This is a genomic window from Rhodococcus sp. ACPA1 (assembly GCF_002300195.1).
GTDB classification, from domain to species: domain Bacteria; phylum Actinomycetota; class Actinomycetes; order Mycobacteriales; family Mycobacteriaceae; genus Rhodococcus_F; species Rhodococcus_F opacus.
Genome location: NZ_NSDX01000001.1, coordinates 673,132 through 689,399, shown reverse-complemented (window position 1 = coordinate 689,399; position 16,268 = coordinate 673,132). Strand labels below are relative to the sequence as shown.

At 68.9% G+C, this 16,268-nt stretch carries 14 protein-coding genes; 1 reads left to right on the top strand and 13 read right to left on the bottom strand.

Annotated features, from left to right (window positions below; genetic code table 11):
• Positions 1–64: 64 nt before the first annotated feature.
• From CJ177_RS03065 to pruA, 9 genes are all read right to left on the bottom strand, one after another.
• Positions 65–1,003 carry an HAD family phosphatase gene (locus tag CJ177_RS03065; RefSeq protein WP_095867259.1) on the bottom strand — a complete coding sequence of 313 codons (939 nt, stop codon included), beginning with the start codon at positions 1,001–1,003 and terminating at the stop codon, positions 65–67.
• Positions 1,004–1,016: 13 nt separating this feature from the next.
• Entirely contained in the window at positions 1,017–3,374 is a 2,358-nt protein-coding gene (locus tag CJ177_RS03060; protein WP_095867444.1) for an arylsulfatase, read from the bottom strand.
• A 108-nt stretch (positions 3,375–3,482) separates the two neighbouring features.
• Positions 3,483–5,129 carry a substrate-binding and VWA domain-containing protein gene (locus tag CJ177_RS03055; RefSeq protein ID WP_095867258.1) on the bottom strand — a complete coding sequence of 549 codons (1,647 nt, stop codon included), beginning with the start codon at positions 5,127–5,129 and terminating at the stop codon, positions 3,483–3,485.
• Positions 5,130–5,279: 150 nt separating this feature from the next.
• Positions 5,280–6,518, bottom strand: coding sequence for a CdaR family transcriptional regulator (locus CJ177_RS03050; RefSeq protein WP_025432186.1), 1,239 nt, complete (start codon positions 6,516–6,518; stop codon positions 5,280–5,282).
• Positions 6,519–6,777: 259 nt separating this feature from the next.
• A complete protein-coding gene (locus tag CJ177_RS03045) occupies positions 6,778–7,818 on the bottom strand; it encodes an NADP-dependent oxidoreductase (protein ID WP_095867257.1) in 1,041 nt (346 codons plus the stop codon).
• 52 nt (positions 7,819–7,870) lie between these two features.
• Positions 7,871–9,271, bottom strand: coding sequence for an acyl-CoA synthetase (locus CJ177_RS03040; protein ID WP_095867256.1), 1,401 nt, complete (start codon positions 9,269–9,271; stop codon positions 7,871–7,873).
• Positions 9,272–9,283: 12 nt separating this feature from the next.
• A complete protein-coding gene (locus CJ177_RS03035) occupies positions 9,284–9,943 on the bottom strand; it encodes a rhomboid family intramembrane serine protease (RefSeq protein WP_095867255.1) in 660 nt (219 codons plus the stop codon).
• Positions 9,944–9,998: 55 nt separating this feature from the next.
• Positions 9,999–10,976: a proline dehydrogenase family protein gene (locus tag CJ177_RS03030; protein WP_095867254.1), complete on the bottom strand. Its 978-nt coding sequence runs from the start codon at positions 10,974–10,976 to the stop codon at positions 9,999–10,001.
• Entirely contained in the window at positions 10,973–12,613 is a 1,641-nt protein-coding gene (gene pruA / locus CJ177_RS03025; RefSeq protein ID WP_005239196.1) for an L-glutamate gamma-semialdehyde dehydrogenase, read from the bottom strand. The genes CJ177_RS03030 and pruA overlap by 4 nt, the downstream gene beginning before the upstream one ends.
• A gap of 156 nt (positions 12,614–12,769) precedes the next feature.
• Between pruA and CJ177_RS03020 the strand changes: the two genes are divergently transcribed.
• A complete protein-coding gene (locus tag CJ177_RS03020; RefSeq protein WP_095867253.1) occupies positions 12,770–13,360 on the top strand; it encodes a hypothetical protein in 591 nt (196 codons plus the stop codon).
• A 6-nt stretch (positions 13,361–13,366) separates the two neighbouring features.
• Here CJ177_RS03020 and CJ177_RS03015 read toward each other — a convergent pair whose 3' ends face one another.
• From CJ177_RS03015 to fdxA, 4 genes are read right to left on the bottom strand one after another with little or no spacing between them, the layout of a single operon-like run.
• Positions 13,367–13,780, bottom strand: coding sequence for a PPOX class F420-dependent oxidoreductase (locus CJ177_RS03015; protein ID WP_095867252.1), 414 nt, complete (start codon positions 13,778–13,780; stop codon positions 13,367–13,369).
• A gap of 52 nt (positions 13,781–13,832) precedes the next feature.
• Complete coding sequence (locus tag CJ177_RS03010; RefSeq protein ID WP_095867251.1) at positions 13,833–14,726, bottom strand: hypothetical protein; 894 nt, start codon at positions 14,724–14,726, stop codon at positions 13,833–13,835.
• 45 nt (positions 14,727–14,771) lie between these two features.
• The gene (gene dapC / locus CJ177_RS03005) at positions 14,772–15,872 is read right to left on the bottom strand and encodes a succinyldiaminopimelate transaminase (protein WP_095867250.1); all 1,101 of its coding nucleotides are present in this window, start codon (positions 15,870–15,872) and stop codon (positions 14,772–14,774) included.
• Between the two features lie 2 nt (positions 15,873–15,874).
• The gene (gene fdxA / locus CJ177_RS03000) at positions 15,875–16,198 is read right to left on the bottom strand and encodes a ferredoxin (RefSeq protein ID WP_005239185.1); all 324 of its coding nucleotides are present in this window, start codon (positions 16,196–16,198) and stop codon (positions 15,875–15,877) included.
• Positions 16,199–16,268: the final 70 nt, after the last annotated feature.

The window sequence follows — 16,268 nt, the reverse complement described above, 5'->3', positions numbered from 1 at the left end:
CAACTGTCGATTCCTCACCGCCGCAACCACCGCGCGTAGGCAGATCCCATGGCCGTGACAGGACTCATCCGACCTGGTCAGGAAGCGATGGGAACACCGTTGCCCAGTCTTTTTCGATACTCACCACGGTCCAGCGGTTGGCGTCGGCCAGTTCGAGTGCCTGCTCGGCGCCCGCGACGTAGTCGAATTCGCGGGCGGCGTCGTCGTGGCGCAGCAGCAGCCGCAACGACGGCCGGTCCGGTTGCTCCGCGAATTGCAGCATCGGGATGTCCCCGTTGCTGTTTCCCGCCGCCAGGAGGGGCCGTCTGCCGACCCGGTTCCAAATCTGCACCGGCTTCTCGGGTCCGTCGTCGAGGACGTCGGCCTCGGCTCTGCGGACGATTGCGCCCCTGACGCCGTCGTGCTTCCAGATCAGCGACACCCCGCTACCGATGACCCTCTGCCGCGGAATGCCGTACACGTCGTGACTGATCGGCCGCATGAAATCGCGGCCGCCGCCGGAGACGATGTAGCTGCGGAATCCGTTGACGGCCAGGTACGCGAGCAACTCCACCATCGGTGCATAGCTGCACGCCAGGTAGTCCCGGTCGAGGGTGGGATGCCGGGCGGTGCGCAGGAACTGGTCCGCCCCGGCCTCGAACTCCTCGACGGTCACGTCGGCGAACGCGGCCAGCACCCCGACGGCGAGCACCGTCACCCCGCTGTCGTCGCCGCGGTAGTGATCGGTGATGACAGCGTTGAGCCAGTCGTAGTCGCGCGTGTAGGCGGCCTGCCAGGGCTGACGGGTGCGAAGTTCCTGATCGTGCTCGGCCATGACGACGAGGCGTCGCAGGATGAAGTCGAGCTGGATGGGCATCGGCTTCTCACACCACAGTGTGCCGTCGTTGTCGAAGACCGCGATCCGCTCCTCCACGGGAACGTCCTCCGCCGTCACACGCCCGACGAATTCCAGGACGGCCGCCTTGCCGGCACGCTCACGCCAGCTCGGAAGGGGCTCCGTCATGGCGTTTCCGCTCTCACTCACGCGAGAGCATGGCGGCGGCTTCGCGTTCGAGGTCGACGTAGGGTTCGCCGCTGACGTCGACGGCCACCCGGTTCAGGGTGCCGCCGGTGAACGCCCACGGGGCGGTGCCGGGGTAGTCGTCGGTGACGGGTTCCCCGGTGTCGCGGCCGGCGGTGAGGCCCTCCCCGGCGATGCTGAACTTGCCGGGCTGCGTCTTGATCCGGCCCTCGCCGACCTTCCGGTCCCCGTAGTACAGGGTCAGCACCCCGTGGGCGATGCCGGGCGGATCCTCACCGTCCTTGTCGAACGAGGCGGCCAGGAGCAGGTTCTCGCCGGTCGGCAGGTCCTCGGTGGCGACGATCCGCTGTTCCTCGCTGCCGAGGAAGTTGTACTCGTAACGCAGCCGGTTGTCCTTGACGTACAGGGCGTGCCCACCGAAGCGGCTGCCGTGCGCGAACAGCACCCCCGATGCCCCGGGTTCGGGGAGATCGACCAGTGCACCGATCGAGTAGGAGCGGTTGCGAATGTTGACCGCGACCGACTCGGGGACCTCGGCACCGCCCGCGCGGTAGACGTAGCGGTTGCGCGGCGGCGCGAGCTGGGGGCGCGCGGTGGTGAGGATCTCGACCGCCGAGCGGTCGTCGAGGGGCAGCGCCTGGTTGGCGCCGGCCTCGTGGAACCACAGCCCGATCAGCTCGGCCAGCCGCCCGGGCTCCTCGGCGGCGAGGTCGTGCAGCTCGGCGCGGTCGATCTGGGTGTGGTAGAGCTCCCAGGTGTCGTCGGGGAACCGGGCCCAGCCGCTGATCGCCGGGTGGGTGGTGACGGCCTGCCAGCCGTCGTGCCAGATGCCTCGGGTGCCGAGCATCGAGTAGAACTGGGTGTGCTTGGCCGTCGGGATGGTGGCCGCGTCGAAGCTGTACCGCATGCTCACCCCCTGCAGCGGGTGCTGGGTGTGGCCCCTGACGGTGTCCGGGAGTTCGAGCCCGAGGCAGTCCAGGACGGTCGGGACGAGATCGATGGCGTGGTGGTATTGGTCGCGGGTCTCGCCGCGGGCGGCGATTCCGGCGGGCCAGGAGATGATGCACGGGTCGCTGGTGCCGCCGTTGTACGAATACCTCTTCCACATCTTGAACGGGGTGTTGAACGCCATCGCCCACCCGTTCGGGTAGTGGTTGTAGGTTTTGGTGCTGCCGAGCTCGTCGAGCATCTTCAGGTTCTCGGCCAGATCGTCCGGCACGCCGTTGGCGACCTTGTTCTCGTTGACCGAACCGTCCGGGCCGCCCTCACCGCTGGCGCCGTTGTCGGAGACCAGCATGACGATGGTGTTCTCGAGCTGTTCGGTGTCCTCGAGGTAGGCCATCAGGCGCCCGATCTGGTCGTCGCAGTGCGACAGGAACCCCGCGTACACCTCGGCCATCCGGGCGAAGAGCCGCTTCTCGTCGGCGGCCAGGGCGTCCCAGGGTCGGGTGAAGTCGAGCGGCGGGAACGGTTGCCCGTCGGGTCCGGTGCGGGTGTCGGGGGTCCCGATCGGGTTCACCGGGGGCAGTTCGGTGTCCTGCGGGACCAGGCCCATCTCCTTCTGCCGGGCCAGGGTCTGCTCGCGCAGCGCCTCGTAGCCGTCGTCGAACCGGCCCCGGTAACGGTCGGCCCATTCCCGGGGCACCTGGTGCGGTGCGTGCGCGCAGCCGGGTGCGTAGTACAGGAACACCGGCCGGTCGGGGGCGATCGCCTTGACGTCGTCGAGGTACTCGATGGCCTTGTCGGTGATGTCGACGCTGAGGTGGTAGCCCTGCTCCGGGGTAGCCGGTTGCTGCACGGGGTGGTTGTCGTGGACGAGGTCCGGGTACCACTGGTTGGTCTCCGCGCCGAGGAAGCCGTAGAAGCGGTCGAAGCCGCGGCCGACGGGCCAGTTGCGTTTGGTGGAGGCGAGGTTCATCTCGTCCTCGGCACACAGGTGCCACTTGCCGACCATCGCCGTGCTGAATCCCTGCTCGACCAGGACCTCGGCGAGGGTCGCGCACTCCGGCGGAATGTGCCCGTTCGCGCCGGGGAAGCCGACCGCGCATTCGCTGATGCAGGCCATCCCGTTGGTGGTGTGATTGCGGCCGGTCAGCAGGCAGGACCGGGTCGGCGAACACAGGGCGGTGGTGTGCCACTGGGTGTACCGCAGACCATTGGCCGCGATCTTGTCGATGTTCGGCGTCTCGATCGGCCCGCCGTAACAGCCCAGGGCGCCGAACCCGACGTCGTCGAGGACGATGTACAGCACGTTCGGTGCGCCGGACGGTGCCTTCGGCTGCTCGTACGGTCCCCAGTCCGGGACAGAGTCACGAATATCCAGGTTGACGACACCTCTGAACGGTTTGGCCATGACGAGCTCCTCGAATGGGTCCACCCCTGACTTCCACCCAAGCACTGTCGGCAGGTGAATGGCTAGGGGTGTGCTCGAAATGTCCGACTGTGCCGGAACGGAATTCCCCTAGCTCCGACCGCGGGCCGCCAGCGCGTTGACGAACACGTTCGCGATGTCGGCGGGATCCTTCGCGACGTAGCTCGACCCTCCGGTCACCCGCGAGATCTCGGCAAGCGTGGCCGCGTCGGCGTCGTCGGTGATGCCGATCGTCACGATGATGACGGGGCGTGCCGGATCCATCTCCCGCTCCAGGATGCTCATCAGCTGGTCCCTGGTGATGGAGTCCGGGTCCTCGTTGGCACCGTCGGTCAAGATGATCACACTGTTCACGGCGCGCGGATCGTACGTCTCCTGCACCGTCCGGAACGCGGCGAGCGTCGTGTCGTACAGCCCGGTGCCACCGCCGATGAGCCCTTCGACCTTCGTCGCCTGCTGCGCCATCAACTGGCGTTGCGTGACACCGTCGACCACCGTGTCGTAGCGCCGGATCGGGACCATCTCCTTGTAGTCCTGCGGTCCCCCGCCCAGCCCCTGCGAGAACGCCCACAGGCCTGCCGACACGCTGTCCGGGAACATCGCATTGCCGGCGAGTGCGGCATCGACCGTGAGATCCATGCGCGACCGGTTGCCTGCGGAGGTCTCCATCGACCCCGACACGTCGATCGCGACGAGCGTGCGAATGGGTAACGCCATCAACGCCCACCCGCCGAGGGCGTCCTGTAGTGCCGACTCGTCCTCGAGCGCGAGCTTGGTGACCCTGCCGACACCGCGGCCGTCGGCCAGTGGACTCCCGTCGGGTCCGCGGAATCCGTTCTCCGCGAGTACCGCGCGGGCCTCGTCGCCACCGAGAACAGCGGCGACGGCACGTGCCACCTGGGTGGCCTTGTAGTGCCGGTCGGGGGCCGGCGACGTGACGACGAGCGGAAAGTTCATGAAGTTGCTGCCCGTCGGGGGCACCGTCGCGGTGAGCGTGCGGGCGCCGTCACCGTCGGAGAAGTCGAGCACGGACTGTTCGGTGGCCACGGCGACTCCACCGTTGTCGACGACGCCCTGCAGCATCTCCTCGCCGACGGGCTCGTCCACGGTGCGTGCACTCTCCTCCTGCGCGAGCGGGACCAGCGCCGCCCGCACCGTCCCCGCGGACACGGGATCGGCCTGGCCCTCGGCGAGTGCCGCGTTGATCGGAGCCTGCGCGACGCCGGTCACGAGGGGGTTGCCCAGCTGGATGTCCTTGATCTGGAGCGCGGCGAGCCACGTCGGCGACGTGGGGGCGTCCGCCTCGCGGGACGCCAGGACGACGGGTGACGATGCGATCGAACCCGTCATCACCTCGACGGGACCGGCTGCGGTGAGTGCCGCCTTGCCCACCCAGGCGCCGGTGTCGGGGATCCAGAGATCCGGGGCGTCGGTTCCCTTGCCGAGCCGTCCCGCGATGTCGCCGGACGTCGCGCCGCTGACGGCGACGTTCGCGCAGCCCAGGTCGGTGTCTTTCGCTTCGCCGAGAATGCTGCTCAGAGCGGGCACGATGCTCGGGTCGGCGGCGAGGGTGTAGTCGGTGACCTGATCGCAGTCGTCGGCCCAGGAGCGCACCGCCTGAACGACGACGACAACGGAGGCCACGAGTCCGATCACGACGGCGGCGCACACCGCGTAGAACCCGGGCGAGCGACCGTCGCGCTCCTGCCCCGCGCTCGAATGACGCCCTCCGGCCATCGCCTGCCTCCCTAACATTTCGGTCACGAGACGACCACCGACACACCCGGACCGAATATGATCCGCCCCACATCGTAGCGAACGGTGCAGCGTACGACGCTGCGCTAGTGACGGGGCGGTATCAACCCCGGCCTCCGGGCGACCAGCGAGTCAGCGCTCGGGTTGCGCGACCTCGAGCCGGCGGGCGACGAGCGCGGCCTGGATCTGCCGCAGCCCGGACGGGCGGGTCGGATCGCAGCCCGTCAGCTGCGCCACCCTCTTGAGCCGGTAATCCACCGTATTGGTGTGAAGGTGCATCTGCTTCGCGGTGCGCTGCCGATTGAGATCGTGGCCGATGTGCACCTCGAGCGTCTCGATCAGTTCGGGTGAGCCCTGCAACGGCTCGAGGAGCCGCGCCAGGTGGGTTCTGCCCGGTCCGGGCCGGGTGAGCTGGTATTCGAGCGCCAGATCGTCCATCTCGTAGAGGCCCGGTTCCAGCGCCAGCTGATGGGCGAGGTCGAGGAGTTCGTGGACCTGGTCCGCCGCCGCGGGGATACCGGCAGTGCGAACCCGGGTTGCCGTGGCGGTGAGCGGAACTCCGGCGGCCGCTCCGATGCGGTCGAGCAGGGACACCATCCAGGCCCGCTCGGGTGAGCCGGGCAGCAACAGCGTTCCACCGTCCGGGCTCAGCGAACAGAGGGCGGCACCACCCGCGGCGTCCGCGAGCTCGATCTGCAACCGGCGGAGCTTCTGCCGGGCGACGACGGTTTTGCGCCGGTGGGTCACGGCCTCCGTGGGATGCGACGGAATCGACAGCCCCAGCACCACGTACTCGTCGGCCAACTCCACGCCTGCGTGCCGCGCGGCGGTCGCCGCCTTTCTGCCGCTGAGCAGCGCCGTGACGAGATTGACCGCGGCACCGTCACGTTCGCTGTTGACGGCTTCGAGTTCCTCCACGTAACTGGTCGTGGCGGCGACGGTCACGCACTCGAGCAGGCTGAACATCACCTTCTGGATGACCAGGAGTTCGGGCAGGTCTTCCTCGCGGGCGTTCGAGGCGACGAGGTCGCCGGCCTCCTGGATACCTTCGTGGAGGATGCGGAGTACGAGCTTCAACGGGAATCCCTCGCGGGCCCAGCGCGCGGAACTGTTGCGTACCTCTGCGAGGTCCTCGTCCGTCGGGCTGATGCCCTCGTCGAGCATCTGGATACCGAGGCCGAGGCAGACGATCGTGAAATCCATGACGTCGCTCTGCAGTTGTTCGCCGGGAAGCGAACCGCACGGGGTCACGTTGTCGGCGAAATGCCGGACCAGTTTCTGCGCGACGGTCAGCGTGTCGCGCAGCGGGGCCGAGGCGGGCCTGCCGTCGACGAGGATCTGCGAACCCGGCCCCGAACTATGATTCGTCATAGATCTGATCACTCCCATATGTGGATGACACCGAACTCCCGCACCATCGACATCACGAAAACATAACGAGGGTTCGCTTCTGTCACCGTTGTATCACGACAGCGCCCTGTCCAGGGCGAATACGGGTGATCCCACGTGGACGGCCGTCGTCCGGACCCGTGTCCGTCGGCGCTTCGACCGCCGATCGAGTATCGGCTCCGGGCGGAGCGGGGCCCTCCCGGCCTCCCCGCGGGTGTGAGGTGCCACAGACGAGGGTCTGTCAGGTCTCCTCGGCGACCCGGACCACAATCTTGCCGAAGTTGCTGCCGCGGAGGAGGCCGATGAACGCCGCAGGCGCATTCTCGAGCCCGTCGACGATGTCCTCGCGGTAAGCGAATCGCCCCTCCCGGATCCACCCGGACACATCACGCTGGAAGTCCGCGTACATCTCGGAGACGAACTCGCGCTGGATGAATCCGCGGATCGTGAGACTCTTGACCAGCACCCGGGTGAAGAACCCCGGCAGCCGATCCGGCCCCTCGGGGGCCTCCGTGTCGTTGTACTGCGCGATCAGGCCGCACACGGGCACTCGCGCATACAGGTTGAGCAGCGGCAGCACTGCCGCGGCCACCGCACCGCCGACGTTCTCGAAGTACACGTCGATGCCGTCGGGACACGCGGCGCGCAGTTCCTCGGCGAAGTTCGGGGACCGGTGGTCGACAGCGGCGGCGAATCCGAGTTCGTCCAGCAGGTAGGCACACTTCTCCGGTCCGCCCGCGATCCCGACGGCCCGGGCGCCCTTCAGTTTCGCGATCTGCCCCACCGCCGACCCGACCGGACCACTGGCCGCCGCGACGACCACCGTCTCGCCCGCCTTCGGTTGCCCGATCTTCAACAGGCCGGAGTACGCGGTGAAGCCCGGCATGCCGAGAACTCCGACGGCGGTCGACAGCGGCGCGGCGTCGCGGTCGAGCGTGCGGAGCTGGTTGCCGTCGACCACGGCGTGCGACTGCCAGCCCGCATACCCGAGAACGTAGTCACCGGTTGCGAAATCCGGGTGCCGGGAATCGACCACCTGCCCGACGGTGCCACCGACCATGACCTCGTCGATCTCGACCGGGTCGGCGTAGGACTCGGCGGCACTCATCCGGCCGCGCATGTACGGGTCGAGGGACAGGTAGATGACGCGGACCAGCACCTGACCGTCGGCGGGTTCGGGGAGGTTCACCGCCTCGAGCCGGAAGTTGTCGGCGGTGGGCGCGCCGTCCGGCCGTGAGGCGAGGACGATTCGGGTGCTCTGAACGATGCTCTCGACACTCACTGTGCGCCTGCCAATCCGTGTTGGGCCGGTATCGCCCGCCACCATACCGATTTCAGAACAGCTGCTTTTTCTGCACCTTGCCCATCGCGTTCCGTGGAAGCGACTCGACCACACGGATCTCGCGGGGCCGCTTGTGCACCGACAGTTCCGTGGCCACGTGCTCGATCAGCTCGGATTCCGACACGTCGTCCCCCACCACGAACGCCACGAGCCGCTGACCGAGGTCCGGGTCGGGAAGGCCGACCACCGCGGCTTCCCGCACACTCGGGTGGCCGAGGAGGGAGGTCTCCACCTCCCCTGCCCCGACCCGGAATCCGCCCGACTTGATGAGGTCCGTGGATTCGCGGCCGACGATGCGGTGGAACCCCTCCGGGTCGATGACGGCGACGTCGCCGGTCTTGAAGAAGCCGTCGTCCGTGAACGATTCGGCCGTCGCGTCGGGCCGGCCCAGGTAGCCGTCGAAGAACATCGGGCCGCGCACCTGCAGACCGCCGATGGATTCGCCGTCGTGGGGGACGTCGCCGCCGCGCTCGTCGCGCAGCCGGGTCTCGACGCCGCGGACCGGCACACCGACCCACCCCGGGCGACGCTCGCCGTCGGCCCGGGTGCTGAGCGTGAGCATCGTCTCGCTCATGCCGTACCGCTCGATGGGTGCGAGCCCGGTCAGCTCGTGCAGCTTCTCGAACACCGGCACGGGCAAAGGGGCGCTGCCCGACACCAGCAGTCGGGCACCCGACAGCGCGCGCGCCGACTCGGGGTCGTCGGCGATGCGACTCCACACCGTGGGAACACCGAAGTACATCGTCCCCCGTGCCGCGGCGTAGGCGGCCGGGGTGGGCTTGACCGTGTGGACGAGACGGCTGCCGATACGCAACGGTCCCAGCACACCGAGGATGAGACCGTGGACGTGGAACAGTGGAAGTCCCTGTACCAGTGTGTCGTTGCGGGTCCACTGCCAGGCGTCCGCGAGGGCGTCGAGACCGGCGGCGATGGCCTTCCTGCTGATCAGGACTCCCTTGGGCGGTCCCGTGGTGCCGGAGGTGTAGAGCACGAACGCGATGCCCGACTCGGGCGGTTCCGGGTAGCTGTGCCACGACCGGGCGTGGACGCGGACCGGAACGACGGGCAGGCCCGCCGCGTCCGCGGGCGCCTCACCCAGCCACGCCTGCGCGCCGGAATCGCGCAGGATGTGCTCGAGTTCGGCGGGACCGGAATCGGGCGGCACCGGCACCGCGGTCACGCCGGCGATGAGGCAGCCCACGACGGCGAGGACGGTGGTGACGGTGGGGGTGGCGAGGATCGCGACCCGATCCGCGCGTGCCACACGTTCGGCCACGGACGTCGCCGCACCGAGCACGTCGCCGCGCGACAGGGTGGTGTCGCCGATCCGGATGGCGTCGGGAATGTCGTCGCCCTGGGCGACGGCCAGAGGATTCAGAGATCGCAGCAGCACACGGTCAGCTTCTCACAGGGCCCGGGCGCGGTCCGGTGGGTCTCCCGGTGGCGGACTGACGGTGGCCAGCGCCGCGCCCAGCAGCGCCCCGGTCAGAACAGCCAGTCCGTGGGCGTCGTCGACGACCACCAGCAGGACACCGGCGACGACGATGCCGCCGCTTGCGGCGAGTGCCCGCCACTCCTTGGACTGCATCACCACCAGGCCGGCGAGGGACGCGGCCAGCGCGAGCGTGGCACCCGAGTTGCCCGCGCCGGGCGACGGGAACAGGAACGCGGTGAACAGGCCGAAGATGATCTGGCTCGCCACGAACAACAGAACGGCCCGCGCTCCACCCCAGACCCGGACCGCGGGCGGGGCCACCCAGGCGAGAACGAGCAGATTCACCACGGTTCCGGCCAGTCCCCCGTCCTGCACCGCAACCGAGGTGACGATCCGCCACCACTGGTGGTCCCGGATCTGGGTGGGGTCACGCTCGAGGGCGTCGAGGACTGCGGGGACGACGATCTGCAGCAGCGACGGCACGGCGATCAGCAACCACAGCACCACCGCGGTGCGCGGCGGACGAGTGAGCCGGACCTCGCCGATGCGGGTCGAAGCGAGCACCGTGGCAAGCACGATGACGACGGCGTAGAGGACCGCACCGGTCCATCCCCCGCCCGAAGTCGTCACCGCGAAACCTTACAACGGCGATTCCCCGCCGCAGCCGATCGGCGGCCCGCGTCGTTCAGTCCCGCGTGACCACCGAGCGCAGGAAGAACCGCAGGTTCGAGGGACGCTCGGCCAGCCGCCGCATGAAGTACGCGTACCACTGACTGCCGTACGGCACGTACACCCGAACCTGCTTGTCCTCGTTGGCGAGCCGACGTTGTTCGACGTCCCGGATCCCGAACAGCATCTGGTGCTCGTAGGCGTCCGCGGCGCGGCCGGTGCGCCCGACCAGCGGGGCGACGGCGTCGATGACGGCGGGATCGTGCGAGGCCACCATCGGGTACCCGGATCCGTCCATGAGGATCCCGAGGCAGCGCTGATACGACGCGTCCACGGCGGCGCGGTCCTGGAAGGCCACGGACTCGGGTTCCCGGTACGCCCCCTTGCAGAGCCGGACCCTCGAACCTTGTCCGGCGAGGGCACGGCAGTCGTCCTCGGTGCGTCGCAGGTACGACTGCACCACCGCACCGAGCCAGGGGTAGTCGTTGCGGAGTTCGCGCACGATCGCCAGCGTCGAATCGGTGGTCGTGTGGTCTTCGGCGTCCACGGTCACCCACACCCCGGCCGCCTCCGCGGCGGCACAGATCGTGCGGGCGTTGTCGGTGGCGATCCTGCGGCCGTCGCCGGCGAGCGCCTGCCCGAGCGCCGACAGTTTCACCGACACCTCGAGCCGGCGAACACCCGAAGTCCCTTCCGCTGCTTCCGGTAGCGCCCCGAGATCGGCGACGAGCGCCAGATATTCGTCGACCGTCGCCTGGGCTCCTGCCGCGTCTCGCGTGTCCTCACCGAGGAAGTCGATCGACACCGACCGGCCCGAATCGAGGATCTCCCGGACCGACGACAGCACCGCTTCCCGGCTCTCCCCGGCGATGAAGCGGTCGACGAGTTTCCGCGTGACGGGGGCACCCGTGACCGCCCGTTTGACACGGGACGACCGGGCCGCCGCGAGGATCGCCGGGCGCAACGGATTCGCCAGAACCGTGGGCGCTTTCATTCCGACCCCATGTGCGGATAACGGTAATCGGTGGCCGGGACGAACGTCTCCTTGATCGTGCGGGCCGACACCCACCGCAGCAGGTTGAGCTTGGACCCCGCCTTGTCGTTCGTGCCCGAGGCGCGGGCGCCCCCGAACGGTTGCTGCCCGACGACGGCACCGGTCGGCTTGTCGTTGACGTAGAAGTTTCCGGCGGTGAACCGGAGAGCAGACGTTGCCTGCTCGACGGCCTGGCGGTCGTCGGCGATCACCGCACCGGTCAGCGCGTACGGGGCCGCCGAGTCGACCTTCGCGAGCACGTCGGCGAACGAGTTCGGCGCCGAGTCGTCGTACACGTGCACCGTCAGGATCGGACCGAAGTACTCGGTGGTCATCGCCTCATCGGCCGGGTCGTCCGCGAGGAGCACGGTGGGGCGGACGAAGTAGCCGACGCTGTCGTCGTACTTGCCGCCGACGGCGATCTCGAGGCCGGCAGCGCTGCGGGCACGTTCGATGGCCGCGACGTTCTTGTCGTACGCACGCCGGTCGATGAGGGCGCCACCGAAATTCTCCAGATCCGTCACGTCACCGTAGGTGAGGGCGTCGACTTCCGCGGTGAACGTGTCACGCATCCGCCGCCACAGCGACTTCGGGACGTACGCACGGGAAGCGGCCGAACACTTCTGGCCCTGGTATTCGAACGCACCGCGGATCAGCGCCGTCCGCAACACGTCCTCGTCGGCCGACGCATGCGCGACCACGAAGTCCTTCCCGCCGGTCTCCCCCACCAGCCGGGGGTAGCCGGCGTACTTCCCGATGTTCGCGCCCACCTCGCTCCACAGATGCTGGAACGTCCGGGTCGACCCGGTGAAGTGGATACCCGCGAGGTGGGGATCGCTCAGCAGCACCTCCGAGACCGCCTGCCCACTGCCGGTGAGCAGATTGATCACGCCGGGTGGCATTCCCGCCGCCTCGAGCAGTTTGATGGTCCAGTACGCGGCGACGGTCTGCGTCGACGACGGCTTCCAGATCACGGTGTTGCCCATCAACGCGGGCGCGGTCGGCAGGTTCCCCGCGATCGCGCTGAAGTTGAACGGCGTGATGGCGTAGACGAACCCCTCGAGCGGACGGTATTCGAGCCGGTTCCACACACCCGGTGACGAGATCGGCTGGTCGGCGAGGATCTGGCGTGCGAAGTGAACGTTGAAGCGCCAGAAGTCGATCAGCTCGCACGGCGCGTCGATCTCCGCCTGCTGAACCGACTTCGACTGGCCGAGCATCGTCGCCGCGGCGAGCGTCTCGCGCCACGGCCCGGACAGCAGGTCGGCGGCGCGCAGGATGACCGCGGCGCGGTCGTCGAACGAGAGGGCCCGCCAGTGCGGTGCCGCGGCCGTGGCCGCCTCGACCGCCGCCGACGCGTCGTCGTGGGTGGCGCTGCGCAGCGTGCCGAGCACGGCGGCGTGCCGATGGGGTTGCACGACGTCGACGCGCTCGCCGTTGCCGTGCCGGTGTCTGCCGCCGATCACGTGCGGGATGTCGACGGGATTGGTGGCGATGTCGGTGAGTGCCGATTGCACTCGAGAACGTTCGGGACTGCCCGGCGCGTACGTGTGGACCGGCTCGTTGGTGGGCACCGGAACCTGGGTGATGGCGTCCATGCTGCCTGCCTCCTGCCCTCAGATCGTGAGGAACTGTGACCGGGACCGCGGGCGGACGGGGAGACCCGTCCGAGCGGAACCCTTGAGCCCAGGTTAGCGCCGGACGGGGGTACTCATCCGGTTTTGACGCGCGGGTCGGCTGGCTACCATCGGCACATGGCCGAACGGAATCGCGTGTCACCCCGATCCGAGATCGTCGCGATTCCACTCCGTGGCCGGTTCATGGGGAACCGGGGCTGCCTGCACCGCGGGCACAGCGTTGTGCGCAACCATTCCGGCAAGCGGTGGATCATCTGCGTCACCGACTACCCGGCCCGCACCGTCGCCCAGTGGAGCGAGGGCCATTACACGGTCCTGTTCTTCCACGACGAGGCGGTCGCCCTCGCCGCCGGCCACCGGCCGTGCGCCCTGTGCCGACGCGAGCGGTACAACGACTTTCGCGTCGCCTGGCAGTCGGCACACGGGGGCGGGCTGCCCGGCGCGGACGAGATGGACGCCCGGCTGCACGGGGAACGGCTGGTCGGTTCCCACCAGCGCACTCACGAGGCCGCGTGGTCGTCGTTGCCCGACGGCGCCTTCGCGCTGTTCGACGGCGGACCCGCGGTCGTGCGCGACGACACCGTCGTCCCGTGGTCGGCCGAGGGATACGGGACTCCGGCGAACCGGCCGACCGGCACCGCCACCGTCCTGACACCGCCGTCCACCGTCGCCGTCCTCGCAGCCGGCTACCGCCCGGACGTCGCGTAGTTCGCCTTACACGTCGCGTGCGTTCGACACGAGTTGATGGACGTCCTGGTCGGTGGCGCCGAGTCCGAAACTGATGATCCGTTCGGGGTGGATATGAATGGTCGGTCCGCCGAGATCGTTCGCCTGGGCCGCCTCGGCGTCGAGTGCCTCGGCGCGCCCGCGGATTTCGACGCAGCGGACCCGCCACGGGTCGACGGACGGCACGTCGTCCACGACGAACGCCACCTTCCCGTTGTCGGCGACGTTGCGGAACTTGCGGCTCGCCGCCATGTTGTAGCCCTGGATGTCGATCGTGGACGTGGCGGCGTTGTAGTGAAAGCCGACAGGACTGACCTGCAAGGTTCCATTCGGCTGGACCGTCGCGAGCCGGCCCAGTCGTTGTGACGCCAGATAGTCGAGTTCCTGCTGAGTGAAGGACATGACGCCAGGCTAGAACCTGAACGGCGCTCGAGGTCAAGGAGCCGGGACGTCCTCAGCCGAGATCGTCGACTGCGCGCCGGGCGTCCTCGACCCGCCGCTCCGCCGCGTCGAGATCTCGCTCCCCCCGGTGCACCGCCTCCGCCGACGCCTTCTCCGCGTTCCGGGTGAACTGCCGCTCCTGCTCGGTGTGTTCGAGTTCGGCGCGCAGTTCCTCGATCCGGTGGTCGATCTCCGTCAGCGTCGACCGCGCCTGCTCCAGCTCCGCGTTCGCGTCGTCCAGCGCGCCGCGGACCTCGTCCGCCTTCGACGTGGCGTCCGCCAGTTCCGCCTCCGCCGCCGCCCGTTCGGCGTCGTGGTCGCGCTCCACCGACTTCTTCTTCGACTTCCTCCCCGACTTCTCGGCCGAGGGCGTGGTGGCGGGTTCGGACTTCGGGGTCTTCGTCGCGGCTTTTCCCTGGACGACGGTGAGTCCGGCCGGACCGAATCCGCTGTAGCTCGCCGCCGTCACCACCCGGCCGCGCCGCACCTGCTCGGCGGTTTCGGCGTCGGCGAGAGCGGCGTGCAGCGTCTGCCCCACATCCCGCAGTGCGTCCTCCCCGACCGTCCGGCCCCGCTCGGCGGCGAGTTCACCGGCCTTGCGCGCCAACGCGCGCACCACGTGCTGCCGTTGCGTGTTCAGCCGCCGAAGGTCCGGGCCGGACAGGTGTCGCTGCGCGTCGCGGAGGGCGTCACCGAGGGTGAGGAGCGCACCGACCTCGTCGGGTAGCTCGCGGGCGAGCAGGTTGACGAGCCAGCCGACGACCGTCGGCTTCCGCAGCTTCCCGATCTCGGTCGCCAGGGCGCGGTCCTTGTTCTCCCTTGCCGCGGTCACCTGCGCGGTGCGGGCCTCGACGAACTCACCGGGGTCGAGGCCGTACAGTTTTTCGGCGACGTCGTCGAGGGTCACGGCCCCATACTTTCACCGTGACCGCTCAGTTCGGGCCGACTCGGGTCAGACCAGTCGTTCGGCCGCGGCCGCGATTCGTTCGTCGCTGGCGGTGAGGGCGATGCGCACGTGGGTGCCGCCGCCGGGACCGTAGAACTCCCCGGGTGCCACGAGAATGCCACGCTCGGCGAACCACTCGACGGTGTCCCGGCAGGCTTCGCCGCGGGTCGCCCACAGGTACAGCCCGGCTTCGGAGTTGTCGACGGTGAATCCGGCGCCGAGCACCGCTGCGAGAAGGATCTCGCGGCGACGGCGGTACCGCTCACGCTGCTCGTTTTCGTGGTCATCGTCGCTGAGCGCGGCGGTCATCGCCGACTGGATCGGCAACGGCACCATCATGCCCGCGTGCTTGCGGACCTCGAGAAGTTCGGCCACCAACGCCGGGTCACCGGTGACGAACCCCGCGCGGTAACTCGCGAGGTTGGAGGTCTTCGACAGTGAGTGCACCGCGAGGAGCCCGGTGAGATCGCCGTCGTTCGCCCGCTCGTCGAGGATCGAGAGGGCTTCGCCTTCCCAGCTCAATCCCAGGTAGCACTCGTCGGACGCCACGATCGCGCCGCGGCGCCGCGCCCAGTCGACCACCTTGCGCAGATGCTCGAGCCCGAGCACCTTGCCGGTGGGGTTGGACGGCGAGTTCACGAAGATCAGCGACGCGCCCTCCGGGCCGAGCCGGTTGAGACCGTCGGCCCGGATCACCCGCGCACCCGCGAGGAGCGCGCCGACCTCGTAGGTCGGGTACGCCAGCTCGGGAATGACGACGAGGTCGTCGGCGCCGAGCCCGAGAAGGCGTGGCAGCCAGGCGATGAGCTCCTTCGTGCCGATCGCGGGCAGCACCGCTGCCGGATCGATGCCGGTGATTCCGTAGCGGCGACGCAGCGCCTCCACCGCGGCGTTCCGCAGTTCCTCGGTGCCGTGCGTCGTCGGATATCCCGGAACCGCGGCGACCGCGGTCAGCGCGTCCTGGATGATGGGGGCGACCGGATCGACCGGGGTCCCCACCGACAGGTTGACGATGCCACCCGGGTGGGCGAAGGCTTTCGCCTTCGCCGACTCGAGCGAGTCCCACGGAAAGTCGGGAAGTGCTTGTGCTACCGGGATACGAGGCACATCTAGTCCTCGCCCATGGGGGGCAGAGCCTTGACGAAAGGCGGGTCGTAGTCGACCTTGCCCAGCTTCGCCGCGCCACCGGGGGAACCGAGGTCGTCGAAGAAGTCGACGTTCGCGGCGATGTAGCCGTTCCACTGCTCCGGGACGTCGTCTTCGTAGAAGATGGCCTCGACGGGGCAGACGGGTTCACAGGCGCCGCAGTCCACGCATTCGTCCGGATGGATGTAGAGCATCCGTCCGCCCTCGTAGATGCAGTCGACAGGGCATTCCTCGATACACGCCTTGTCCAACACATCCACGCACGGTTCAGCAATCGTGTAGGGCACTGCCGCTCTCCCTGCCTTTCTGACACGAGTAAGCACGAGGTACGGGCCGCTTGTACCCCGCGGAAGAAAC

Bases quoted from the DNA above. Each gene is read 5' to 3' on its own strand.
- CJ177_RS03065 (WP_095867259.1), bottom strand. From the start codon at position 1,003: ATGACGGAGCCCCTTCCGAGCTGGCGTGAGCGTGCCGGCAAGGCGGCC.
- CJ177_RS03060 (WP_095867444.1), bottom strand. From the start codon at position 3,374: ATGGCCAAACCGTTCAGAGGTGTCGTCAACCTGGATATTCGTGACTCT.
- CJ177_RS03055 (WP_095867258.1), bottom strand. From the start codon at position 5,129: ATGGCCGGAGGGCGTCATTCGAGCGCGGGGCAGGAGCGCGACGGTCGC.
- CJ177_RS03050 (WP_025432186.1), bottom strand. From the start codon at position 6,518: ATGACGAATCATAGTTCGGGGCCGGGTTCGCAGATCCTCGTCGACGGC.
- CJ177_RS03030 (WP_095867254.1), bottom strand. From the start codon at position 10,976: ATGAAAGCGCCCACGGTTCTGGCGAATCCGTTGCGCCCGGCGATCCTC.
- pruA (WP_005239196.1), bottom strand. From the start codon at position 12,613: ATGGACGCCATCACCCAGGTTCCGGTGCCCACCAACGAGCCGGTCCAC.
- CJ177_RS03020 (WP_095867253.1), top strand. From the start codon at position 12,770: ATGGCCGAACGGAATCGCGTGTCACCCCGATCCGAGATCGTCGCGATT.
- CJ177_RS03015 (WP_095867252.1), bottom strand. From the start codon at position 13,780: ATGTCCTTCACTCAGCAGGAACTCGACTATCTGGCGTCACAACGACTG.